The organism is Bacillus cereus group sp. MYBK216-1 (genome assembly GCF_051916495.1).
Taxonomy (GTDB): domain Bacteria; phylum Bacillota; class Bacilli; order Bacillales; family Bacillaceae_G; genus Bacillus_A; species Bacillus_A thuringiensis_K.
In genome coordinates this window covers 245,262-269,568 of the sequence record NZ_JBQAGT010000002.1, presented here as the reverse complement: position 1 = coordinate 269,568, position 24,307 = coordinate 245,262, and the positions used below count along the sequence as shown (strand labels likewise).

The following is a 24,307-nucleotide window of genomic DNA, read 5'->3' as shown; positions in this document are numbered from 1 at the left end:
TTTGACGATGAAACCCCAATCAAATAGGTGTATTTTATTACTCTTCTGAAATCATAGTGCAGCGACAATGTGGATGAGCTGGCGGGCACATCTTTCCGTTGCTAAATAAATCATCAATATCTACCGTTTCGCCATGTAAACCACCACATTCTTTACAAACACGCTCATCGTTTCCTGTAAGCCATGTTTTCTTGTTTCTATTTGCACCTTTATAAGCAATTAAATTGCCGTAATTCATCGCATATGTTGTTTCTGTACGTGCAATCATCATTGCTCTGTAGTTACTTGCTTCTGACATTACATCTGCAATAGAAACACTTAATGCATCGACACCCATTCCCTCACTAAGATTCTTTAACATTGCTTCTCTTAATCTATCTTTAGTAGTTTCATGGATTCCCTTTGCTAATTCAAAAGCGTAAGTAGCTACCCATTTTGCAGCAACGTCACCAATTGGATCTAATACCATCCAGGTTAAACCGTTAGAAGCTATAGTACTCTGTACAAACTCTGTTACATCATCCTGTAGTGTGTCCGTGACTTCATCGACAAACATTTGTCGTTCCTCATCCCAATCAACACTATCCAGAAATTCATCAACTTCTGCTTCTGCAATTACAAGATCAATCTCTTCCTCTGCTTTATTAATACGAATTACGGGAAGCAGGTTTAAGAGCCGTTTTCCCTGCTCGGAAAAAAATCCGCTACCTTCTTTTGCATAGCTTTCTCTACTTCTTCATGCTTTTCCCTAAATGCATTAATAGCAATTAAGTTATCTTGCTCATTATCTGCAGCTTTTGCAATTGGTTCTATTTGAGAAACGGATGGACCACCTTCAAAGAATGTATCTCCATCTGCTACAGGTTCATAACCTACTACTTTACGAGATTCATTCCGTGTTAATATACGTTTCTCATAACCATCTGCCGCATATTGCATATCAGCTTCACGATCATCTGTATCAATTTCGTTTAATTTGAAATGCCAATCTAATCCACCGAGTATTTCAGCAAATACACGGAACAATTGATAGTTTAATCGATGTTCTAATATTCCTTGTCCAGGCTCAATAATAGAACGCTTGTACATCTCGTTCATTTCTTTAGCGGTTGTTTGTCCTAATGAGCCTGTCATAGCCCAGCCGATACGATAAGGCGGCACACGATGAGCCACACATATCTCCATTGCGCTATCCTGCTTATATAAACGAAAACTGCCTTCTTTTACATCTGGACTAACTTTTTCTAATCTAGCTTTTGCCCCTGGCGGTACGGGGACAACGGCCAATTTATGATGTTCTCCTTTTGTTTCTGCAGAGAAGAATGCTTTTAGTTCATTTTCCGTTCCATCATCTATTTCATCAACGCCCTCAAGAAATAGCAGAGCATCTGGAATTGTCTTTCCTGTAAAGAAGTTAATATTGTAATCTCTTACTGCTTGAGATCCAACTATCGAGCCGATAGAACTAACATAATTAGGTATCCCATAATAAGAAGAACGAGAACCGAATTTACGAATAACAATTACTTCTCCAGCTTTTTCTGTTCCGCTTTCTGCAACATCCTCTGCATTTATCGCCCTACCATCAGCAAGACGGAAATCATCGGGATAATTGAACTTTTTAAACCATCGTTCTTTGTTATTTACAATTTGAGCAAATCGGACTTTATCCTTATGAGCACGAACCGTATGCGCCGGAATATGGTACAGTTCCGATGGTTCGTTTTTTTGATTCCGAACAACTTCGATAATCCCCCAGCCAACAGTTTCATAATCATCCCATACAGCTCTAAGAATTTCTGAACTCGTCATTTCTGGATTACAATTCCGCATAAATTCTTTTAACCTTTTATATTGCTCCTGGTTCGCTTCTTTCACTTCTTCAAAAGGAGCAAAGTCAAAACCAACACCTGCAATATCATCGACTTTTGCGCTAATACAAGCAGAATGGATTGGATTACTTTCCTTTATTTCCAACAGCACTGACATATCATAAGGTGGTTTAACCAACCCTTTATCGCCATATATTTGCGCGAATGGATCTACAGTCATTTGCTTACTGTTGTCTTCCCTATTTTTGGGGTCATCTGCTGCTTTATTAATACCAAATACTTTTACATTCTTAATGGTTTTCTTATTGCTCATATCGTTTGTGTCCTCCTTTCTTCTATTAATAGAGAGCAAAAGAAATAGCCGAACAATAAATGTTCGACTACACTCTTTTAACCTTCCCACCCATAACTACTTTCGGTTTATAGAAGGCTAGAACTATAGCATCTGCTCTATCGGGTGATTGCAATCCGCGTTTCTTCATTTCTTCTTTTCGCTCTAATGCAATCTTACCTCTACTTGTTATTCTGTATTTACGGCTAGAGAATTGAGAAATCATTTTTTCATCATTTGGAATCTCCATTGTAGGTTCTTCACCCTGTATAAATGCTTTCATATTCTCTTCAAGTAAATCTCTTACTACGGCCCAACCTTCTGCACCTGCATTATCATAATGCTCATCATCAAGCGGTTTCCCGTTATTCACAACCGGATATACTTTGAATGGTAATCGTTCAGATTTAGTAACTTCTTTCAATCTGTCCGTAACACCACCACCAACACCACTATCATCGACTTTTATATCAACTCTTTTTAACTGCTTGTAATTTGCCATGTATTCCTTAGCTAATTTCAATACATGACCAGCAGTTTCCATAGTATCTTGTTTATAGTGGTTTAATAATTTAAAGACTTTATTTCCTATCCTTGGAGCAATTACAGTTTCATCATCACCAAATCGCGCAACGTCAACACCTAAGTCAAGTGTTTCACCAGTCGGCTCTACTTTACAAGATGCTGCTTGCTCTACAATTTCTAACGGGATAAATGCATCTGCTTCTGCTTTAGGAAATTCACCAAGTACACGTACACGCCAAACATCTGAACCCTCACCATATTTCTTTTTCAATACTTCTATATTGTCTTTACTGGTTCGAGGGCTATCTAAGCTAGAGACTTTATGTATTTTATATAAATCTCTGTCACGATTATGAGAATCATAAAATACACCGCTTGTTCTTGTTGGGTTTCCGCATAAAAACAATTTATTTTCTGCGCCAGATAAAGTACCAAGTATAGCTTCCATAATAGGATCTGCTATACCAGAAGCTTCATCACATACAAATAGCATATAATCTTCGTGGAAACCCTGCATATTCTCCGGCTTTGTTGCCGTTCTAGCAGTAGCAAACCAACGTTCCTCACTGCCAATCATATATACTCGTGTTTTAGTCCATTTAAGTAGATTTTTAACCGCACTGCCTTCTAACCACTTCGCTATTTCAGCCCAGAGCACAGTAAATAACTGTTCCTTTGTAGGAGCTGTACAAATAACTTTTGGATTCGGCCTACAGCAGAGGAACCAGATAACAACGACTGACTCAAGACCTGTTTTACCAACACCTTGGCCAGAACGCACAGAAACCTTTGGACTTTGTGCCAAATCCATAAGAACTTTTCTCTGCCATTCATCCGGATAAAAACCTAGCATATCCTCAGCAAACGCTACAGGATCATCCCAATAAATATCGATAATCTCCATAAATTCGCTAAAAGCTGTGTTACTCATTTTGTTCAGCTTCCTTTTGCTTACGTCTGCGCTCTGCTATCTTCATAAGAGACTCTTTCCAGTCTTCTGTATTCTGATTCGTATCACCATCAACTTTAATAGCAGCGATCTCTTTCTTGAGTTTCTCAATGCGTAGTTTTTGTTCTTCTGTATTAGCTAATCTATCGTATTTTTCAATTAGATTTACTAGCGTTGACATTGCTTTCGATTGAGCATTTAAGAAACTAGCTTGTTTATCCCAAGCAAATTGAATTTCCCACTCTTCCTCATAGCCACTTTCCGTAAGTTTGTTTTTCCGCAGTTCTTTGGTCATGTCTTCGTTGTCTTTAACAAACATAATACGTTGAGCATGAATGATTTGAGTGTACTGCAGCATAATACTGTCCCAAATGATTGTTAAGGAATCGTTGTTAACCGCTTCTTTTAATTCTTCTTTTAAATCATATATTTCTTGCGGCAAATACTTTCTATACAATCCATGACTAACAGCATTACCATTACGAAGTGGAGCAGCGCCACCGGAATTACCAACAGCATTTTTATTACCCTTTTTGGCTCCGCCACGATTGTTTACAGCATTCTTATTACCCTTGGGTGCTCCTGGTTTCTTTTTGGAGTACTCCGTATCTTTCTTTGGAGTACTCCGTTCATTTTTATGGAGTACTCCATTTAATTTGTCTATCCATCCATCTTTGGATTTCCATCCGCCAACCGTTTTTTCACTTACAGTTTTTTCGGATGTAGACAACAATTCGGCAATTTTACGATTCGTAATATCACCATTATGTTCTTTAAATATTTCATACGCTTTGTTACGGTCTGGACTTCGTTGTCTGGCCATAATTACATAACACCTGCCCCCTTATCCAATTGTTTGCACTTCCTTCTCTAAACACTCAATGCATATATGAGCATTATCCGTATTTGCTTCACGGAGATATGTTTTATCAAAATGAGTAATAGTTAATGGCATTTTTAATGTCCACATGCACGGCTCATTACAAACAGAGCATGTAGGAACGTTTATAGTTTCTTCTTCCATTTACACCACCTCACGCTAATTGCTTTACAAAATAAAAAAGCAGCGAATTCGCTACTTTAAATTTTTCGTATTTTTTTCTTTTTCATTTATGTATCTATATAAAGTGGCCCTTGAAACATTGAACATCTTACAGACATCAACTTTAGGTAATCCTTGTTCAACCATTTTTAGCATACCCTCTATCCGTTCCGGAGTATGAGCACGTTTGCGACCACCTTGTTTTCCTCGTTCTTTTGCAGCAGCCACACCACTAACAACACGTTCATTAATAACCTCGCGTTCCATTTCAGCCATTGCACCAAATATATGAAATAAAAACCTTCCCATTGTTGTAGATGTATCAATACCATCTTTAATAGAAACAAAGTGAATTTCCTTATCATTAAATTCTTGCAATAAATTAACTAACTGGTGCATGGTTCTTCCTAAACGATCTAACTTGTAAACAACCAATGTATCACCTTTGCGAAGTTTGCCAAGTAATAATTGAAGCTCTTTTCTATCCTTTTTCGCTCCACTTTCTTTTTCTGTAACTATTTCCTCACAACCATAACGGTTTAATTCATCCAATTGCATATCTAAATTTTGTTTTTTAGTAGAAACCCTAGCATATCCGAATATCATGCACCATCATCCCTTGTTATTTGATATAAAAAGTGTATCAAATTCCTGTATCAAAATCAATTATTAATTGAGACATAGTTTTGAGACATTTGTTATACCATTTTTATAGGTTTTAAGGCCCATATATTAAGTGTCTCATAATGTTTTGTTTTTGAGACACTAGTTTTCGGACAAAATAAGTTGCAATCCACTCGTCATCCCTTTAATTAGTTCAGATTCCTTTTCGTTAGATTGGGCTAATAATTTACCGATTACCTTCTGATCTGAATAAGCTAGTAAAAAAGTAGATATATAAGCTAGTGCATTTACGTATTCTGTAGCATCTTTACTTTCGTTATTTGCATGAGCAGTATAATGTACATTTGGCACTATTATCACCTCTTACAATATTTGGGTTGTGTTGAGTTTGTTTCGTTTTTACAGGAACACTTGAACCACTCTTCAAACCGCTCTCTATTTATCACCCAGGTTCCACCGATCTTTTTAGATTCAATAGCACCTGCTGCACATAGATTCTTTATATGACCAGGAGAAAGGCCGCTAATAAGATGAGCATCATTAACACCAATAACATTATCTAACGCTGCATATGGCTTCAAATTAACATCTTCCCATTTAACACCATACATCCCTATACCCATTTCATTCATTTTTGTTTTATCTGTCATTCTCTCTAAATGATCCAATACAATAACATTAATTAATTCCCATGTAACTGCATCAGATAAAACTCTTGTCTTTAACTCTGCTGTTAAATCATTTAATAATTCTAATTCCATATGTATCACCTCATAATAAATGCAACACGTTTGCGCTTATCTTTCCTTAACAACAAACAAGACGCCACCCAGATCACGGCAGCGCCTGCTCTAATTGCTATACACATGTTTGTTCTAAAAATAAAACATCCATAATGGACACATCATAAGATTAGTAACCGTATTTTCTGTTCGTTAATTATTATGTTTATAGGCCTAGATTGTGCACATCTATATTCAGTGAGCGCATACCCTATTACACGAATACTACTTTAGGAGTGATTATATTATGAATCCTTTACCGATGAGGATTGTTGTAGCTCCAGCTTCTGCTTGGCAACATTTACCTCAATATCCTTCATATGGTCAATATGTTATGCAACCTGGGCACATTCCCTTTACTCCTACAATTCCGCCTTCTCCCGTAATATACCAATATCATTATCTTTTTCCGGCATTGTATTTCCAAGAGTTTCACGGTACATTTAACATCTAATCTAAATAGAAAAATATCTGTTATCTGTACCATGAGTCAATTCACATTATACCTAAGACAGTATTTAAATACGTTTAATGTGTAATTTCTATATAACAAAGAAAAAAGCACCCGTTTTGGATGCTACTCTTTAATTAATACTACTCTTGGTTTATTTCCTTCATACGGACCAATAACTCTATTCTCTTCAAGACGATCAATAATCTTTTCTGCACTAATATAAGCAACTCTAAATCTACATTGAATCCGAGTTACTTATGCAGCTTGTTAGCTTCTTCTATAATGTTTCCCTGGAATTTCATCACTTAAATGTGTTTCCGTCATATAAATTCTACCTCCCACACAAATAATAAAAAGCGCACGAATGGACGCTTTGATATAAATTATTAATTTGTACTTCAATTACGGTAAATGAAGTTTTATCCTTCTTCCAATCACCTAATATTAAGTATCAATCTATTAATACACTATTAAGTAACTGGAAGAAGAGCAAAAGCTCTCCTCTATATTAACGTTACATTCAATCAGTACCATCTGCTGGTTTCGGATTTTAGTATGCCGTCAATATGGGTCGTTTAGATATCGAATTATAAAGGCATTCTTGTGATTTATGTTTTCCGCCACTTCTCACAATACAAATATAACACGGAAATTCCAAAATAACCGGTACATTTCCTGCCAAAAAACGGTCACGACTCTGCCACTTCTTTCACTATTCTCATTTCAAATTTTTCAATTTGATCTGTAATTTCTATTCTAATCCCAAGTAAACCATGATTTTTCACCTTTTTCTTTTTTCTAATTAGCCACTCTGGATAAGCCAATTCCTCTAATATCATTCTATAATAATTTGGATTTATTCTTAATAGGTTCGGCTTTTCGCCCTGTAACATTTTATACTCAACCAATTCACACAGTAGCTCTTCGCAGGCCAATCCATCATCACCTCTTATCAAGTATAATTAACTAATATACAAAACCGTATCATTTTATGCTTGTCAGTTACCCATATCTTATATTGTGTGTAACTGACCCTATCGCTGAATCCCTTGCTATCATTGACTGAATTAAACTTTCTCTTTTGAGTTACACAGTACGAAATTTATGAGTAACTGTATAGGGGTGCCACCAGCATTTTTGAAGAAAAACACTTTAAGTAAAAAATCCAATAAGCCGCCCATATGGACAGCTTATTTACATAATTTTCGTTATTGGAAGTTACTCTTCAAGTATTAATAGACGGTCAAGTTCAGTTTCGTGATAACTCTACACGCTCAAAGTGTTCAACTGTTGGAAATGGATCATAAAAGTGATGCAATAATGCTTTCCACTCTTGATATTGTTCAGATTGACGAAATCCTATCGTGTGGTCTTCTAAAGTTTCCCATTGCACAAGGAGCAAATATTTTCCTTTCTGCTCTATACAGCGTTGTAATTCATGATTTTTGTATCCTTGCATGGAAGAGATGATTGAAGATGCTTGCTTAAATGCCCATTCATACTCCGTCTCCATACCGTCTTTTACTTGCAACATGACTGCTTCTAAAATCATTTTGAAGTCCTCCTCCTTTTCCTAATTGTACCATGTGGGGAAAACGCTGTCTGAGGAGTTTTGATGTATAAACATATACATGTAAAGTTAACATAACGTCTCATTATCGGTAGCAAGAAAAAGGCGAATCCCTACTTTCAAAAGAAATCCGCCTTTTTCTATACCCCTATGAATCTTTTTATACATTCCTATCCTTAAGTGGATTTAGGGTTCTTGTTTGTTACTGGATTAGCCGAAAAACTGTATAAAATCTTGCATACTTTTAACGTGTTTTTTTTCAAAATACTACGATACCTTTAGATTTAAAAGATATAAGCAATACTTAGATTTTAAACCTAGTCATTGCTTTATCCATTGCATCTTGGTTTACACCTATATAACGTAACGTGACCTTCTCTGACGAGTGATTGAATATCTCCATAAGTAATGCTATATTTTTTGTTTGCATGTACATGTGATATCCATACGTCTTTCTCAAGGTATGTGTGCCTATTTCATCTAATCCGAATTCTGCCGCCGCTCCACTTAATATCTTATATGCCATGCTACGACCAATAGGACGATTCTTTCCTTGTCTACTTTGCAATAGATACTCACTGCCTTCTCTTTCTTCAATAAACCATTTAAGTTCTCTTTTCAGTGCTGCAGTAATTTGTATTCTTTTTTGTTTCCCTGTTTTCTTTTCCCTCATAGATATATGACTGCCTTTGACATCCCCTATTTTTAGTTTCAAAATATCTGAGATTCTAAGACCTGTATTAATACCCATAATGAAGAGAATGTAATTACGTAAACTTTTTTCCTTAAAGTACTCTTTTAGCTGTTGTATTTGCTCTGGATCACGTATCGGTTGAACAAAATTCATTATTCATTACCTCCAGTTTCTTCTGTCTCGTAAACTTCTAATCCAAGTGCAAAAGCAAGTTTATAAAACGCTTTAGACTTCCAACGGCGATATGTACGCTCTGACATTCCGATTTCGTTATAAACCATGTAATCACACATATCCTCTTCTTCTAAATAACGTTTACAAATAATATCCCTTTGAATACTTCCTGCACGTCCATTTCCTAATCGATTTAGAAACTGATCAATACGTAACGACATACCTTCAAGCCACTCTTCTCGCTTACTTTGTTGGATATTTGCTATAGCAACATCTTCTAACGGCTTACCGACTGCATGTGTAGGACCGTGCTCACGCATTTCATAAGAAGGAGTGACTTTCATTTCTTTGCGTATCATTCCAAATTGCCTATGTATACGTACGCTTTCCAGCACACCTTCTAATTCTTCCTGTGTTGATGTTCTATCAATTTTTGGTAAGAAAGATAATTGTTTAGTCATTCAAGACCACTCCTTTTTATTTTTTATTACTTTTGTCTTAACGCTCCACGTCTACGTTCATAACAAGGTCTATGCATCCCCATTAAATTTTCAATTTCACGAATACTAAATTTCTCTTTCTGTTTTTTCTTAGTTTTCTTTTTTGTTTGATTCGATTGCTTTTTCCACTCACGTAATTGGTCCTTTAGTACCTTCATATTTCCCCATCTCCCTTTTCAAAATAAAAAGGACACCTATTCCTAAAACAGCTTTAATGGCTACTTTAATGAATTGGTGTCCTCTAGTTTTCTAGCCGGACTTTATTCTGTTTGCTTTCACTTTAAAAGGATTATTTTGTTAAATAATCTGAAAAAATTTCCATGTTAACAAACTTTTTTGGATATTTCCATTCGATAACTAAATAGATATTATTAGTTTCATATGAAAATACAAATATTCATATTAATTACATATAAAATGTTAAATTTGTATATTTCCTTATAAAATTAAAGTTAAGAAAGGGTGATGATATAATGATTAAATTTCTTTTAACTTTAACTACTGAAAACAAACAAACAATAACATGGAAAAAGTACTATTATGAAATCGTTAAAGCTATGATTATTTATAAGTAACTCTGACATATTTCAAACATGCATATGTTAATTTTAAATGTATAAATTTTTCTCCCCTGAATAAAACTCAATATTCCGTCAATAATGTAGATGACACGGTAATCTTTTCTCCTTTCCCCCTTGGAGAAGCGAGCAGTTAGTTTTTGCTAGCTGCTCTTTTAATTACACATTTTTGTCTTAACACTCATATAATATTGAGAATTAAAAAATCATCTCATGTATAAAGGGAAAGTATTCTTTTTCATTACTCCACTCCCTCTTTAAATAACACTGTTTGAATAAGGTTTTTAAAGAGGGAATACATTTAAAAATCTTGGTTACACTGTAAACAGGCTCGTGAATAGCCAATTTTACTAATACCCACTCTATGTCTATTACCTTGAGCCGAGCAATTAGCAAAAGCTAATTGCTCTTTTATATTGAGTTAATAATAAAATTTAGGTCTTATTCCTTTTCTACATCATATACTTTTAACCTAACCATCCAGCTCAAAGTGTTACCTCCTATCTTAAAGAGCACTGATGCATGGTGCTCTTTTTAGTTTCCTTATTTCTATAAAATGAAATTTTTGTTTAGTTTTCTTTCATGCATAACATTTTCAAATCTGTTTATACTATAACTGTAACTTGTAGTTACAATTTGCGTATCCATGTGGAATAGTATTTACAGCAGGCAGTTAGCTACTTCAGCTAGCTGCTTTGTTGTGCCAAATAGCGTTTTCGTTCAAATACTTCACGTCCATAAAAAAATTACATTTGGTATCACATACTCTTTTACATTAAGAGTTTTAGTCAGAAGAGCACTTATATATGGTGCTCTTTTTGGTATGGAATGTAAAATAGAGGCTTGCTCTTAAAACCTTTCATGTAATTTTTATAGTTTTTCCTTACACCCATATGTCTGCTTGCTCATAAGTTGTTAAAGTATAAATATAAATTGGCTAGTTAGTTTATAACGGAGGTGTAAAAATGAGTGAATTTAAAAAGAAATGTCACATCCCATTTCCATGTGCCCTTCCGTTGCCTCAAATCGGGGCTACTGGATTAACAGGTGCTACTGGGCCTTCGGGACCTACTGGAGCTACTGGACCTTCAGGTGGACCTCGGGGACCTACCGGGCCTACCGGACCTACCGGACCTACTGGAATTCAAGGTAACCTGGGACCTACTGGTCCTCAAGGGATTTCTGGACCTCAAGGGATTCCTGGGATTTCTGGATCTATTGGTCCAACTGGACCTTCTGGAATTCAAGGTATCCAAGGTATCCAAGGCGAGCCTGGCATTCAAGGTCCTATTGGACCGACTGGAATAACGGGGGTCACTGGAATTCAAGGGATTCAAGGCATTCAAGGGATTCCTGGGATTCAAGGCATTCAAGGGATTCCTGGCCCGACCGGCCCTCAAGGGATTCCTGGCATTCCTGGTTCTGTAGGTCCAACTGGACCTTCTGGAGCTGTTGGCCCGACCGGCCCTTCCGGGGGACCACCAGGACCAACGGGCCCGACTGGACCTTCCGGGGGACCACCAGGACCAACCGGAGTGACTGGCCCCACTGGACCTACTGGATCACCAGGACCAACCGGACTTCAAGGTATCCAAGGTATCCAAGGCATTCCTGGCCCCACTGGACCTCAAGGAAGTCAAGGGATTCAGGGGATTCAAGGTAATCCGGGGCCTATTGGTCCTATTGGACCCACTGGAATAACTGGGGCGACTGGAATTCAGGGTATCCAAGGTATTCAAGGTGATCCAGGACTTATTGGACCTATCGGCCCGACTGGCCCAACTGGGCTTCAAGGTATCCAAGGTATCCAAGGCATTCCTGGGCCTACTGGATTACCAGGAACCGCTGGAGCTACCGGAGCTACCGGACCTACTGGGCCTACCGGTCTTACAGTATCTGGATTATCTCAATACGCTTATATTTTCAATACAGCAGCTCAAGTTGTTGCCTTAGAAGCACCTATTCTTTTTAATTCGAATGGTTTAATGACACCTGGTTTTACTCATACTCCTGGAACTTCTCAGATTATGGTTATTAATGCAGGAGATTATAAGATTTCTTTTTCTGTATCAGGAGTTGAACCTAATCAATTTACGCTCTTTTTAAATGGTGCTCCAGTTACCAACGCAGTTTATGGATCAGGTGCAGGAACTCAGCAAAACAATGGGCAAACAATTCTCTCTTTAGCTGCAGGTGATATTATTACCCTTAATAATCATACTTCCGCTGCTGCAGTTACTTTACAGACTTTGGCAGGTGGAACACAAACAAATATAAATGCTTCGATTGTAATTGAAAAATTAAATTAATTTAATCATTTATTTCTTGAAACTCTGGCAGTAAATAACCTGGTGTAGATTTCTTTTTTCAACAAGCAGTTAGCTTTTGCTAGCTGCTCTTTTGTATTGAGTTGAAAATAAGTTTTAGGTCTTATTTCTTTTCTGCGCCATATAATTTTAACCTAAACATTCAGCTCAAAGTGTTACCTCCTATCTTAAAGAGCACTTATGCATGGTGCTCTTTTTTATTTTGTTTTCTTTCATTTCTGAATAACATTTTTAACCCTGTTCATACTATTTTTGTAACTTAAGGTTACAAACTATTTCTGTAAGCGCAGCGTTTCTTTTGTACAACAAGCAGTTAGTTTTATTAACTAGCTGCTTTGTTGTGTAAAAGAAAGATTTTGTTTTAAAGTTACACATAGCTAAAAAACATACATATAATATCTTGGGTATCCTTTTTCAATATTAGTTTTGGTCAGAGAGCACTTTTAAGAGTGCTCTTTTAATGTATTGCAATGTATCACGTTTTACATACAATAAACATAGAATGCAATGAGCACGCAAGACATAATTTTTATATAATCGTGTACATTTTTTGTACACGTTTTTTTATTAAATAAGAATTCTGTTTAAATTTCATCAACCTTATTGATTCCTTTGCATACATTATTATCACAAGGAATTTCATAGGTTTCTCTGGTCCAGTTTCCTTGAATTCCTTGTACACCTCATTGAAATAACCCGTTTTAAATAGCGGGTTATTTTATTTTTGGTCATAAAAAACTTTTACTTAACTTTCATTCATTTTTTTGCTTATTTTGAATACATTACTATTAAGCCAAGAAATACACAGGTTTCCCTGGAGTGGTTTCCTTGTATTCCTTGAACTCCTTGTACACAGAACCTGTTATTACTAACAGGTTCTTTAATTTTTGTCATTATACAATAACTATTTTATTATGTTTCCTAACTTACAGTAATGTCCTTGAAAAACATTCATATATATTTATCGAATGCACTTTGAAATCCCTACAGTATCAAATACTTTTAAGAATTGACTGACCAATACTATTCGGCTAAATTTTATAAACTTATTAAAAATAACATAGATACACAAAAAAGCTACGTTTTATATGAGATAAAAAATTACCTTACACAAAGGGGTTTGATTATTTGTGAATTACCAAAATGATAACAACTCTAAAATTCACAAACCTTGCACTTGTCCATCCCCCACGGCTAACAGTTTAAATGTTGTTCAAACTACCCCAACAATAGTTTCTGTAAATTCTGCGATCCCACTAGATACCGTGGTAAATTCTAATGGTACAGCAATCTCATTCGCACCACCAACAACTGTTTTACTTGAAGGTGGAAGAACCTATTTGGCAATCTATGAAGTGCAAGTTATTATTCAACCAGGAGGTAATTCGGCAGGTATCACTATGTATCTGAATAATAATCCAATCATTGGCTCAGGTACTTCTCTAGGATATACTGCAGGATTCACTTCTGTATCAGCACCCGCAATTTTCACTACACCTTCAGGTATAACAAGTACTCTTACTGTTAATGTAGGACCATATTCTAATACATTAAATACGTTGGGCTTAACTCTTGCTGTTGTAGCATTAACATAATAAAATCTAATACTCTCTAAAATGATTTTCTTTGTCCTTTAACTGTGGTTTTTGAGCTAGCCTCTAGGAACTCAACATAAATACATATAGAAAAAGAACATTATTTGGATCGATAGTACTGGGTGACTCGGCTGGCACACTTGCTGAGTCACCTATTTTCCTATAATAAAATAACGCTTTTATGAAAATTCCATTGTCTAATTCCTCACTTGTCCATTTCGCTTTTCTCTATCCCTGCATTTACTATTAGTAATACTAACTATTCAGAGGTGAAAATATAATGGACGAGTTTTTATCTTCTGCTGCAATAAACCCTAATTTAGTTGGACCCACTTTACCACCTGTTCCACCATTCACACTACCTACAGGACCGACTGGACCGACTGGACCCACTGGACCGACTGGGCCGACTGGACCCACTGGACCTACTGCACCGACTGGGCCGACTGGGCCGACTGGACCCACTGGACCTACTGCACCAACTGGGCCGACTGGGCCGACTGGACCCACTGGACCGACTGGGCCGACTGGACCGACTGGGCCGACTGGACCCACTGGACCCACTGGATTACTATCAGTAGCTTACGGAACTTTTTGGCAAACAGAAATCATTACAGTCCCTTTCGAATCCCCTTTTTCTTTTGATCAGGCTGACCCTATGGTAGGGGGGATTTCTCTGTTAAATCCAACCACAATTAATATCACACAAGCTGGGGATTATCGAATTACTTTCATTTCCTCGATTAACTTGACTGTAGCCCTTACATTCCCTTATTCGCCTACCATTTCTATACTATTAAATAACAGTCTGATTCCAAATTTCAAAGCTACTTTCGGCCTTTCAATACTAGATCCAGAGGATGTAGATTGTGCTCAACTCATTGGGGACACTATTTTATCAGTCCCAGCCAACTCAACACTTCAACTTATCAATAATAGCTTTGTAGGCGAAAAAGACATTCGTACATGCGATAATGGAATAAATGCTTTAGAATTAAACATTATCAAATTAAACTAGTATCAGTACTCCTTTAAAACTAGGTGCTATTATGGCATCTAGTTTTAAGTTTCCAATGAAATTTTTATACAAAGAATACACCAAAAATCAAAAATAAATTTATAGAATATTTTATATCCTTTTCTTTTTAGAATGAATAGTCTTTACAGAGCACTTTCCCGAAGTGCTCTTACATTTACATATCAAATAATGTTTTTAATTAATTAATTACAAGAGCGGATTTTCTTATTGTGTACAAGCACTCTATTCTTTTTTTAATAAAATATATAGATATCTCAAAGAAAGGAGAGCGACATAAGTATGGCTGATTATTTTTATAAAGATGGTAAAAAGTATTATAAAAAACAATTGTACACTCACCATCAAAAAGATAACTGTTTTATCGAAACCCATACAATAACTGGTTCGAATACAGCTTTAAATTTCAACGTACCAGCTAACACTACAAGAACTGCTTTTGAAGATTCCACCAATAACCACAATAAAACATTACTTGATCTTCGCATTCCCGGTACTTCCCAACCAATTGAAGTAACTATCCGAACAAGAAGTTCTCGTCTGCCGATTAATGTAACAATAGTTGCAGGTGAAACCAGGGTATTCCAAGTAGAGGATTTCCATAGCCTCACTCTCACAAATAATACTAATATCAATAGCAATATTGGTATATTCATTCAAAAAACATTTTGTATCTGTTGCAATAATCAAAATGATTCTCGCAACAAGTATTATAAAGAACAATCAAATTCTCACTATCAAAAAGATAACTGTTTCATCGAAACTCATACTGTAGCTGGTTCAGAAACTACCCCAACCGAAAATGCACCTTTAACTATTATCGTACCCCCTAACACTTCAAGAAGAGTTTTTGAAGATTTCACTAATAATCACAACAAAACATTACTTCAAATATCTGTTCCCGAAGATGTCTCCCCCATCGAAGTCACTATTCAAACAAGAAAATCTACTACACCAATTATCGTGACTCTTGCTACAAATGAAACAAGAGTATTTCAAGTAGAAGATTTTCAAAGCCTTACTCTCACAAATAATACCGATTTCCTTAATTTCATTGAAATATTGATTAAAAAGACATTTTGTATCTGCTGCAATGATAGAAATGATTCGTGCGATGAATATTACCGTGATTACGAATGTGAATGTTAGATTGACTCCCCAAAAGAATCCTTATAAAGGGTTCTTTTTCTTTTACCTTAGTATCATCTAATCATTCACATTTGTTCAACATTTCATCTCTTAACAAAATTCCAATTTAATTAATATCCTACAAAATAATACTTTCATTAAAAAATCATTTATATTTCACTTTACGAATAATATTTTTTATATCGTACATACTATCTGCAAGCCGATTTCCCACGGCTGTACTCTTTCCAAACGGAGCTCTCTCCTCCGTACCACTTGAGGACAGGCGGGTAACTTAATTAGTTGCCTGCCGTTTTTACGTATAATCGTAAAACTTCTTGTCCATACTTTTTAGAGAAAACATCTTATGCCATTTGGAGCAACCTCCAGCACATGATATTTGTACGGCCGTTCCTATAAAGGAGCGGTCTTATTTTATCTTTGCTTGCCTCTTTTCTATTCAAATAACGCTTTTATTAAAGTTTTATAGGTTTGTTTCTTTTAATAGGCTTAGTCGAATATGTAATCTCAACTTCTCTTGAATACCCAATTTCAGAACCGCATTTACCACAATTAATTGTGTCACTGTCTTGCGAACGCTCCCAGGCATCTATATCCTTCCCTCCACAATAGGGACATATTAAATGTTCTTCGTATTCAATTTCTTCTGGCGTAGACTGTAATTTTATTTCTCTAACACCTATCAGATTGTTTTGCGGATATTTCGCACAAACATGATAAACTTTACCATCTATCATAATGTTAGTGCTTATCGCTAAATCACAATCTACAACTCTTATAACTTCCGCTGTTTTATTCATATCGAACCATAGTTCCATATCATATTTAACAATCGTATATTGCATCTCTAATTCCCCATTTCTAATAAAATTCAAATTTGATTAAAGTAACTGTGTTTTTCGTTCTTCCATACGAATTACTTTTCCACTTTGATATACAAATGATTGTTCACCAAATCCACCTTGGGGTGGTTCTATTAGTTGGACCTGACCGTTTTTAACAACATATATTCCGTTTATTTTCAAATCTATTTCAGCTTTCATTTCTACAAGATTTTCTTTAATACTTCCCACTAAGACCACTCCCGTATGTTATGATTATTTTGTCGAAGCAAGTCGGGAGCAATCTCGACTTTTTTATTTTGTTATAGATATTCCACAACATTATCGGGAATAAATGATTGTTCTAATGATAAATAAAGTCGTATTGAAATCGGTTCTTTATTATCTCTCGCAGACTTGCAAAGCTCCTCCGCTTCTTCCCAATCGAACTGCTTATCTTCCACTCGCTTAAATCTCCAAATTCCAATTGTATATTCCTCAAATAATTCATACTGATCATCTGGCGCTGTTGTTGGTTTTAATTCATCAGTAGCTCTTACTTGTTTTGGCACTTGAACAACTACATCCGTAAAACGAACTTTAGAATTTAATCGATGAATGTGTGCTTTCTCAGTATCGAATGCTACTACAGGCTCAACATCAAATATTGTTAACTGCTTTGGCATCACAATCCTCCTAAGCCTCTTTTTTATATTTAGATAACACTTGTTCTAAACGTTTACGTTCAGCTTCTAATTCGGTTTCATTAAGCTCTACTGACTGAGAATTTGTTTCCGTATCTTGAGTATGTAACCAATCAGGAACAATTTCATTTCGAGCATTATTTCTTCCACCACGAGAATGGTATTTCTTACGGAATTGAGTTTGTGCAGCTTCAACATCAGTAATACTCTTATACCCCTTAGCATGCCAATCTCTTAAAATACCTTGTACATAAGACATATTAGGTGCATTCTTTTCTAAAGCTATTTTCATTGCTTTGATAACAAGCTGTGCATTCAAATCTTCAATCCACGCATTAATCCCTTCAGCTACAAATGGTTTAAGAACTCCAAAGTTTTGCTCATAAAATGCTATTGGATTTTCTTCTGCAACTTTTTTATCTCTTGAGCAGCTTGCTGCTTCTTCTTTTGTTTTTGTTTCTTCTTTTTCTTTTGTTTCTGTTTTTGTTTCTTCTTTTTCCTTCATAGGGTCTTCGAAGCCCCTTATAAGCCACTCAAAACGAGCTTGGAAGTATTCCTTAATACGAGGAATTTTAAAATCTTGCTGTTTTTCTAACTCTAAACATGTCTCATAAAAATCAATTAAAAAATCTTCACACTTAATATTCTGGATTTCTTTTAACACACACTTTTCAATATTCATATTTGTAATAGCATTGAATTTAAGCCAATTAATCAACATAATTTCTTTGGTCTTTTTGTTGTAATGAATTTTCCCGTAATCAGCAAACCGCTCCAACAGCTTCTCAACTGTTTCACGGTTATACCCTGTATCCATTTCTATCACTCTTAGTGGAAGCTCATAGATACCACTCTGAGAAGTTTTGCTATTAGTCATTAAGTATAAGTAGAAATATTTTTCCTCCGGTGTAAGATCTAAAACGAAAGCATCTTGCCAATATGAAACTTGAACAGGTCTATAAACTGCCATATTATTCATCCTCCATTGTTTTACTTGATTTGCTTTGATATACTTAATCCAATTCTATTTTTAGAAAGACTCTCTATAAGAGTCTAAAATCTATCACTCTGCCAAGTGATAGATTTTTTATTTTCTTCGACTAACTAATGATGCGTTGATCCCCTGCTCTTGAAGACTTTTAACAACTACACGATAACTCTTTGATACATCGTGATCCTCTTTTTCATTACGAAGGCTCTTGAATTCTTTTGCGCATCTATTTAATTCCTTCTCCCAATGATTTGCTTCATTTAATGAACCAGCATTGAACATGTTATGAATACATGTCACCATGCAGTTATGTAATTCATTTGCAAAAGCAAAATCACCTGGTAGAACTAAGTCGAACAGACGATTACATTCTGATTTCATGACTTATTCCTCATTTCTAGTAATTTGATACTGTACGCATCGTTATGAACAGAAAGAAAAAGCAGAATCTAATAAAAGTTGGGGACTCAGCCTTTCTGATCATAACGACAAGCACAATTGCTTGTCGCATTAAATTGAAGTATGCTATAATTCACATGTTAATTTTCTTGGCTATCGCGGGCTATGCGGTAGTCTTTTCTTTTTTCTTTTTGTTTTTCAAAATGAACGCTGCTTCTATAATTCGAATTCTTATCTCCATTAATTTCTTCTCTTGTTTTAAACCCCTAGCTTTCATATAGTCCCCACAAACTGCTGCAATTCGAATATCACCATATAAATTTGCTTCCTTACGAATTAGAGCTTTATATTGATTTAAAGTTGGACTTGCATAATCAATCGTCATAACTTAAACCTCCGCAATAAAATAATTAAATTAAGCTTTTATATACTTCCTTGCTCGTAATGATACTTTCCAGTACTTAAAGACTTCTTTCATTGAAATACCATATTGATCACATAGGACCGCTACGAGGCTCATCATTGAACCTGTAGCATCCAAGATTTCATGCATTACCTTTTTCAAATCTTCTTTCTCACTTTCGGACCAAGTTTTTGAAGGCTTAAACCAACATACCGTATCGAGTTGTTTCAAAGCTTCATTTATTTCTTGATTGACCATGTACCTCATGCTTGTAGGATGAAGATCAATATGCTCTCCATTAAAGAATGGGACACTTACATGACCTGTTGCTTCATTCCACATTTTAAAAAATAACTGTGGATCATCAATTCCTTCAGTAATGCATTTTCGTAAATCTTCTGGTAATCGTCGCTGTTCAGTTTCATATTTTGCTAGTGACTCACGACTCACGGGGATTTCTAAGGAGAGTTGTTCTTGGGTGATTCCCTTTCTTTTGCGTGCCATAGCAACTTCTTTTCCTATGGACATCGTTTACTTCCCCCATTCGTACCTAAAGCATTATTTATTTGTGACAACTTACTATGGTAATTTGTTATTAGACGGATTCTTTGAATGGATTGTAATACTCCGTATTGTTTTCTACCCATTCAGTGTGATTCTCCATCCACTTAAAAAGAAGGTGTGTAGGAATAAGAACCCCGGCTTCACGACATACTGGAAAATCAGAACGGTTTAATAACTCAGATGCTTTGGTACGTTTAATATGTAATAGTTCCATTAATTCTGTAATAGTTAAAAATGGTGGTAATTCTTTCATTGGCTGAAGATGTTCTGTTGCTCTTTGTACTTCTTCTCGGATGATTTGACGAAATGATTCGATATCGAAGTTAATCATTTATATCCCCCTATTTTTCTTATTACTAAAATATTAAATTCGCCATTTTGGCGATTTATTTTTCAAAAAAAAAGAGAGTCTATTCTTACCTTTAAAACATCTGCAACCTGCGCAAGTGCCTCGGCGGAAAATTTACTTCTTCCTTTTTCGATATAATGATATCCATTCGGACTATCATATCCTAATATTTTAGACATTTCCACAAGAGTAATCTGTTGTTCTTTTCGCAAATCCTTTATCTTTTTTAAATTAACCTTTCTAATTGCAACCATTTTAATCCTCCTTTTCTCCATTTTGGCAACTTCTACCTCAATAATAAATCGCCATTTCGGCAAAGTCAATCAAAAAAATTACCATATCGGCAATTTAAATGATATGCATATCCCCAATATGGTAAAATAATACTAAGTTTTACTAGGAAGGATGAAATTTATGAATATCCTTGGTGATCGAATCAGGTACTTAAGAGAATTGAATAATCTTTCTCAAAAAAGGTTATCTGATGCATTAGGATTAACAAATACTCAACTATCAAGATACGAACGTGGTGAAAGAAATCCTGAGCCTGAAACAATAAAACTAATAGCTGATTATTTTGATGTAACAACAGATTATTTACATGGCAGAACGAATAATATAAATTATACCAACCCTGATTTTAAAAACATTCTTGATGACGCTGAATTAGGTCTTTGGTTTAAAGATATTAAAGATGCTAGTCCTGAAAAGCGTGAAGAATTAAAACGCTTTTGGGAGTTCATTATGCAAAATGAAATAAAACGTAAATCTGGAGATAAAAAGTAGGAAAAACAGCCTTTAGAGGCTGTTTTTCCTACATAAATAACGCCATATTATTCCTATACAAGAATAATACAGTAAATGTTAAATTTTATAATACCAACTATCAATCTCAAAATATACTATCACTATTTTTTAAACCTTTATTAAGCCAATCTATTCCAAATATATTTAGGGGGTTATCTTTAACAATGAAAAGTTTACCAGCAGAATCTAAGGAAAAGCCAGTAGAAATTAAAAATGAATCTTCTGTAGAAAAAAACACATTAGAAAATGAGATTATAGAGGATAATAATAATTTATTGTATAAACAAAGATTGAAAGACTTTATGAAACAGATTGGAAATAATGAAAATTTCGATATTAAATTTTACAAAACAAGTGAACAAACTCTTCAGGAATATTATAAATTTATTACAGCTGCACTTACATATGAAATTATTGATTTACTAAAGAAATATGATAAAAAGATTATTACAGATGATATTATTCGAGAAGCAGTCAGTAATTTCCTAAGTCAAGCTGATGCTTTTAATGTAGCAATAGTAGAACTTCAAGATACAATTTCAAAACTAATTTCACATAGTAGTAGTACCTCTATTGATAAAGCTAGTCATTACATTAATTATACCCTTCCAAACACTAAAATAAAGGAGGATTGAACAAGCCATTATGCAAGAACAAAAATTATTTTTCACTCGAAGAAACCAATTTAGTTTTTGGGAAAAACTTATGCATTTAAATAGCAATCAATATATCAATCTATATTCACAACTTGTACAAAAACGGCTTATAACAAATACAGCAGTTGCTCCGGATAATTATCCTAATTTTTTTTATTGTAAATATTTAGATTTTCAGGGTGAACATAAGCGACAACTAGAGTGTCTAGTAGATTCGTTTTTTCACACCCTTTCATCTCCAAAATCAGACTTTAATGCCCTTATGTTTACTTATTCTAAAACAATCTTGAATCTAGAAAACCTAGGAGATCGCTTTAAGCAGTTATCAACTACACTTTCTCAAAAAATAAGTATTGAAAATTTAGAAATAAATCACTTTTTAGAATGTAATAACACTGTGTTAGATATAAGATTTACAAGTTCTAAAAATACCTACTTTAAAGAAAATAAAAATGAAACCTTAATTCATACCGAATTAAGGTTTTACTTACAGCATAATATCGCACTTGTTACAAATTATTCTGACTACACTCACTCAGAATCGCAAAAAAAAGAATTTATTAGTGGCGTGTTAAATATTATTACTAACAATAGTAGTTTTTCCTTTATGGAATTGAAAGATCATTCTTTACGCAGTATTTTACTTGCTGACAAAGCAATTCCAACAAAAATAAAGTTTGAAGTAGAAGGGCGCATGGAAGTCGGTATTAATATAAATCAAAATATCAGTACTTACGAAGCATTAGCTCAGGATGAACTTAGATATTTTTATGATAAATATCCTATTTCCCACATTAAAGTCACTATTTCTGAACAAGATGATAAGATATTATTAATTAATGGCGATGAAGGGAAACTTTTATCCCGTTCTAAAAATATTGAAACAGAAGACATCGACTTATTTATTGAACAATTAACGAAATTACTAAAATACGATTACTTAAATCAGGACTACAACAAAGTACTATTATCTTTAGCAAACGAAAAAATAATTTCAACATCACGTTTTATAAAAGTAGAACTTACTAAAGGTTTCAAAGAAATAGAAAAACTTATTGCAAATAAATGTGAAGATGAGACATTAATGTACATAAAAACTATTAAAAATGCTTTCTTTTATAGTTTAATTAACAATTTCATTTTAGAGACAAACGAGAACATAGATACATCAATTTTAAGGATTGAAAATAAAACTTTAGAACTTTTCTCCTCTATCTCAAAAATGGATAAACAAAATATACATAATAATCTATGTTACTTAATAGACTTTTACAAAAAAAAGGATAAAGAAAAAACTTTTGAAGATTTCCTTAGTCAAATTGATAGTAAATTAAAACCTATGGGATGTGCATCAAATGTTATTGGGGCATGAATATGAAATTTTGTCTAGAATACCAGAGCATTTCACGTTACACAACAGTAATTATTTTATATTCAATCACAAAAAACTAACAGATGAGTTTCACTCAACAGAAATAGACTCTCTTATGAGTTTAACTGATCAAGGAATCTTATCAAAGAAAAGCGATCTTATCTATATTGACATTAACAATTGGATTGACTTATTTATAAAAGAGTTAGAAAAAACAATGATTAACTTAGGTTATTCATTCATTTGTAAATATAATAAAGATGAGAGTTTAATTCAGTTCCAAAGTAAAGAGTCTGAAGATATCTCCAAAGAATTTCAATTGAATTTCAATCCAAATGCAGAGGAAGTTTATAATTTAAATAATGTAATTCATTTTTGTATACCTATGTCATTTGAATTTTCTCTGTTTTGGCTAGATCTTATAAATAATCACAATATCCTAATAATGTTCTGTGAATTTTTAAATAATGAATTTGAACGTTTTCAATATGATAAGAAAATTAGATTTAACTTTTTTGATGGGTTAGAGTTAGGAGATATAAATCATATTTACCATAAGAGTATCAGTAGTTACTTTACAAAAAAACAATTCAATAAGAATATTATTTCAGAAGAACTAAATCAAAAAATAAAAATGTTTATTTCTAAAGAAGATTATGAAGCTTATCAGATTACAATAAACAAATCCAATATTGCTGTTGTTAAATTAAAAAATGAAATTATATTCTTTTCATTTTTAGAAGATAAATTATATTATTCACAAGAAACCCTTCAAGAACTAGAAAATTTAAAGGAATTACTGCTAAATAAAGTAAGTGAATATAATCAAATAATGTTAATCAATCGAACTAAGCTAATTGATTCAAAACATAAATCCTCAATCATTATCTTTAATATATTTTCGTACTTAGCAATTTCACTTAATTTTTTCATATATACTTTAAATTTAAATAATCAATACTTAAAATTTGCTACGGCTACAATATCTATTATTAGCTTGCTAGCTATTATTTGGTGGATTATTATTCCTGTAATAAAAATAAGTAGGTTTTCATGGGAAATTTAGTTACAAAAGGAAA

At 34.3% G+C, this 24,307-nt stretch carries 32 protein-coding genes; 9 read left to right on the top strand and 23 right to left on the bottom strand.

The window, feature by feature from the left end; translation table 11 throughout:
- Positions 1-37: 37 nt before the first annotated feature.
- The 8 genes from ACTFRH_RS07005 to ACTFRH_RS06970 all read right to left on the bottom strand — a co-directional run bounded on the left by ACTFRH_RS07005 (position 38) and on the right by ACTFRH_RS06970 (position 6,064).
- On the bottom strand, positions 38-556 hold the full coding sequence (locus ACTFRH_RS07005; protein WP_000496053.1) for a phage head morphogenesis protein: 519 nt from the start codon (positions 554-556) through the stop codon (positions 38-40).
- A 113-nt stretch (positions 557-669) separates the two neighbouring features.
- Complete coding sequence (locus ACTFRH_RS07000; protein ID WP_000066337.1) at positions 670-2,145, bottom strand: phage portal protein; 1,476 nt, start codon at positions 2,143-2,145, stop codon at positions 670-672.
- 67 nt (positions 2,146-2,212) lie between these two features.
- Positions 2,213-3,619, bottom strand: coding sequence for a DEAD/DEAH box helicase family protein (locus tag ACTFRH_RS06995; RefSeq protein ID WP_422423956.1), 1,407 nt, complete (start codon positions 3,617-3,619; stop codon positions 2,213-2,215).
- On the bottom strand, positions 3,612-4,460 hold the full coding sequence (gene terS, locus ACTFRH_RS06990) for a phage terminase small subunit (protein ID WP_422423954.1): 849 nt from the start codon (positions 4,458-4,460) through the stop codon (positions 3,612-3,614). Before terS ends, ACTFRH_RS06995 begins: the two co-directional genes overlap by 8 nt.
- A 21-nt stretch (positions 4,461-4,481) precedes the next feature.
- Positions 4,482-4,661, bottom strand: coding sequence for a hypothetical protein (locus tag ACTFRH_RS06985; RefSeq protein ID WP_000390790.1), 180 nt, complete (start codon positions 4,659-4,661; stop codon positions 4,482-4,484).
- Positions 4,662-4,712: 51 nt separating this feature from the next.
- Complete coding sequence (locus ACTFRH_RS06980; RefSeq protein ID WP_000576170.1) at positions 4,713-5,285, bottom strand: recombinase family protein; 573 nt, start codon at positions 5,283-5,285, stop codon at positions 4,713-4,715.
- Positions 5,286-5,444: 159 nt separating this feature from the next.
- Positions 5,445-5,654, bottom strand: coding sequence for a hypothetical protein (locus ACTFRH_RS06975; protein ID WP_001134184.1), 210 nt, complete (start codon positions 5,652-5,654; stop codon positions 5,445-5,447).
- Positions 5,655-5,659: 5 nt separating this feature from the next.
- The gene (locus ACTFRH_RS06970; RefSeq protein WP_000418199.1) at positions 5,660-6,064 is read right to left on the bottom strand and encodes a helix-turn-helix domain-containing protein; all 405 of its coding nucleotides are present in this window, start codon (positions 6,062-6,064) and stop codon (positions 5,660-5,662) included.
- Between the two features lie 268 nt (positions 6,065-6,332).
- Here ACTFRH_RS06970 and ACTFRH_RS06965 point away from each other — a divergent pair, with 268 nt between their 5' ends.
- Complete coding sequence (locus tag ACTFRH_RS06965) at positions 6,333-6,539, top strand: hypothetical protein (protein ID WP_001068929.1); 207 nt, start codon at positions 6,333-6,335, stop codon at positions 6,537-6,539.
- Between the two features lie 123 nt (positions 6,540-6,662).
- Here ACTFRH_RS06965 and ACTFRH_RS06960 read toward each other — a convergent pair whose 3' ends face one another.
- From ACTFRH_RS06960 to ACTFRH_RS06935, 6 genes are all read right to left on the bottom strand, one after another.
- On the bottom strand, positions 6,663-6,785 hold the full coding sequence (locus tag ACTFRH_RS06960; RefSeq protein WP_223285812.1) for a DNA translocase FtsK: 123 nt from the start codon (positions 6,783-6,785) through the stop codon (positions 6,663-6,665).
- A gap of 443 nt (positions 6,786-7,228) precedes the next feature.
- Entirely contained in the window at positions 7,229-7,495 is a 267-nt protein-coding gene (locus ACTFRH_RS06955) for a hypothetical protein (protein WP_440049319.1), read from the bottom strand.
- Positions 7,496-7,788: 293 nt separating this feature from the next.
- Positions 7,789-8,091, bottom strand: a complete 303-nt coding sequence (locus tag ACTFRH_RS06950) for an antibiotic biosynthesis monooxygenase family protein (RefSeq protein WP_000599698.1) — start codon at positions 8,089-8,091, stop codon at positions 7,789-7,791.
- A 322-nt stretch (positions 8,092-8,413) separates the two neighbouring features.
- Positions 8,414-8,956 (bottom strand): site-specific integrase, encoded by a 543-nt coding sequence (locus ACTFRH_RS06945; protein ID WP_001012155.1) that lies wholly within the window; start codon positions 8,954-8,956, stop codon positions 8,414-8,416.
- Entirely contained in the window at positions 8,956-9,438 is a 483-nt protein-coding gene (locus ACTFRH_RS06940; RefSeq protein WP_000166197.1) for an ArpU family phage packaging/lysis transcriptional regulator, read from the bottom strand. The genes ACTFRH_RS06945 and ACTFRH_RS06940 overlap by 1 nt, the downstream gene beginning before the upstream one ends.
- Before the next feature lie 26 nt (positions 9,439-9,464).
- Entirely contained in the window at positions 9,465-9,635 is a 171-nt protein-coding gene (locus tag ACTFRH_RS06935) for a hypothetical protein (protein WP_000866160.1), read from the bottom strand.
- A 1,385-nt stretch (positions 9,636-11,020) separates the two neighbouring features.
- Between ACTFRH_RS06935 and ACTFRH_RS06930 the strand changes: the two genes are divergently transcribed.
- The 4 genes from ACTFRH_RS06930 (at position 11,021) to ACTFRH_RS06915 (ending at position 16,162) form a co-directional block, all read left to right on the top strand.
- On the top strand, positions 11,021-12,364 hold the full coding sequence (locus ACTFRH_RS06930; RefSeq protein ID WP_440048731.1) for a BclA C-terminal domain-containing protein: 1,344 nt from the start codon (positions 11,021-11,023) through the stop codon (positions 12,362-12,364).
- A 1,148-nt stretch (positions 12,365-13,512) separates the two neighbouring features.
- Entirely contained in the window at positions 13,513-13,977 is a 465-nt protein-coding gene (locus ACTFRH_RS06925) for a hypothetical protein (RefSeq protein WP_001109241.1), read from the top strand.
- A gap of 280 nt (positions 13,978-14,257) precedes the next feature.
- Complete coding sequence (locus tag ACTFRH_RS06920; RefSeq protein WP_000343248.1) at positions 14,258-14,995, top strand: exosporium leader peptide-containing protein; 738 nt, start codon at positions 14,258-14,260, stop codon at positions 14,993-14,995.
- A 300-nt stretch (positions 14,996-15,295) separates the two neighbouring features.
- The gene (locus ACTFRH_RS06915; protein ID WP_000796372.1) at positions 15,296-16,162 is read left to right on the top strand and encodes a hypothetical protein; all 867 of its coding nucleotides are present in this window, start codon (positions 15,296-15,298) and stop codon (positions 16,160-16,162) included.
- Between the two features lie 455 nt (positions 16,163-16,617).
- Here the strand turns inward: ACTFRH_RS06915 and ACTFRH_RS06910 are convergent, their stop codons facing one another.
- From ACTFRH_RS06910 to ACTFRH_RS06870, 9 genes are all read right to left on the bottom strand, one after another.
- Positions 16,618-17,007, bottom strand: a complete 390-nt coding sequence (locus ACTFRH_RS06910; protein WP_001200432.1) for a hypothetical protein — start codon at positions 17,005-17,007, stop codon at positions 16,618-16,620.
- 36 nt (positions 17,008-17,043) lie between these two features.
- Positions 17,044-17,235, bottom strand: a complete 192-nt coding sequence (locus ACTFRH_RS06905) for a DUF3954 domain-containing protein (protein ID WP_000534814.1) — start codon at positions 17,233-17,235, stop codon at positions 17,044-17,046.
- A 71-nt stretch (positions 17,236-17,306) separates the two neighbouring features.
- On the bottom strand, positions 17,307-17,669 hold the full coding sequence (locus ACTFRH_RS06900; RefSeq protein ID WP_001125985.1) for a hypothetical protein: 363 nt from the start codon (positions 17,667-17,669) through the stop codon (positions 17,307-17,309).
- A 10-nt stretch (positions 17,670-17,679) separates the two neighbouring features.
- Entirely contained in the window at positions 17,680-18,657 is a 978-nt protein-coding gene (locus ACTFRH_RS06895; protein WP_000312152.1) for a DnaD domain-containing protein, read from the bottom strand.
- Positions 18,658-18,774: 117 nt separating this feature from the next.
- A complete protein-coding gene (locus ACTFRH_RS06890) occupies positions 18,775-19,059 on the bottom strand; it encodes a hypothetical protein (RefSeq protein WP_000834162.1) in 285 nt (94 codons plus the stop codon).
- A 181-nt stretch (positions 19,060-19,240) separates the two neighbouring features.
- Positions 19,241-19,462: a hypothetical protein gene (locus tag ACTFRH_RS06885; protein WP_000151149.1), complete on the bottom strand. Its 222-nt coding sequence runs from the start codon at positions 19,460-19,462 to the stop codon at positions 19,241-19,243.
- A gap of 30 nt (positions 19,463-19,492) precedes the next feature.
- Positions 19,493-20,008, bottom strand: a complete 516-nt coding sequence (locus tag ACTFRH_RS06880; RefSeq protein ID WP_000022022.1) for a helix-turn-helix domain-containing protein — start codon at positions 20,006-20,008, stop codon at positions 19,493-19,495.
- A gap of 67 nt (positions 20,009-20,075) precedes the next feature.
- Positions 20,076-20,375, bottom strand: coding sequence for a helix-turn-helix domain-containing protein (locus ACTFRH_RS06875; RefSeq protein ID WP_000606756.1), 300 nt, complete (start codon positions 20,373-20,375; stop codon positions 20,076-20,078).
- Positions 20,376-20,437: 62 nt separating this feature from the next.
- Positions 20,438-20,647: a helix-turn-helix domain-containing protein gene (locus tag ACTFRH_RS06870; protein ID WP_000225774.1), complete on the bottom strand. Its 210-nt coding sequence runs from the start codon at positions 20,645-20,647 to the stop codon at positions 20,438-20,440.
- A gap of 160 nt (positions 20,648-20,807) precedes the next feature.
- On the opposite strand from ACTFRH_RS06870, the gene ACTFRH_RS06865 reads away from it, so the two are divergent.
- From ACTFRH_RS06865 to ACTFRH_RS06850, 4 genes are all read left to right on the top strand, one after another.
- Positions 20,808-21,179 (top strand): helix-turn-helix domain-containing protein, encoded by a 372-nt coding sequence (locus ACTFRH_RS06865; RefSeq protein ID WP_001023058.1) that lies wholly within the window; start codon positions 20,808-20,810, stop codon positions 21,177-21,179.
- Between the two features lie 185 nt (positions 21,180-21,364).
- Entirely contained in the window at positions 21,365-21,835 is a 471-nt protein-coding gene (locus ACTFRH_RS06860) for a hypothetical protein (protein ID WP_000838839.1), read from the top strand.
- A 10-nt stretch (positions 21,836-21,845) separates the two neighbouring features.
- Positions 21,846-23,228: a chromosome partitioning protein ParB gene (locus ACTFRH_RS06855; RefSeq protein WP_440048732.1), complete on the top strand. Its 1,383-nt coding sequence runs from the start codon at positions 21,846-21,848 to the stop codon at positions 23,226-23,228.
- Complete coding sequence (locus ACTFRH_RS06850; protein ID WP_000924147.1) at positions 23,212-24,294, top strand: hypothetical protein; 1,083 nt, start codon at positions 23,212-23,214, stop codon at positions 24,292-24,294. The genes ACTFRH_RS06855 and ACTFRH_RS06850 overlap by 17 nt, the downstream gene beginning before the upstream one ends.
- Positions 24,295-24,307 lie beyond the last annotated feature (13 nt).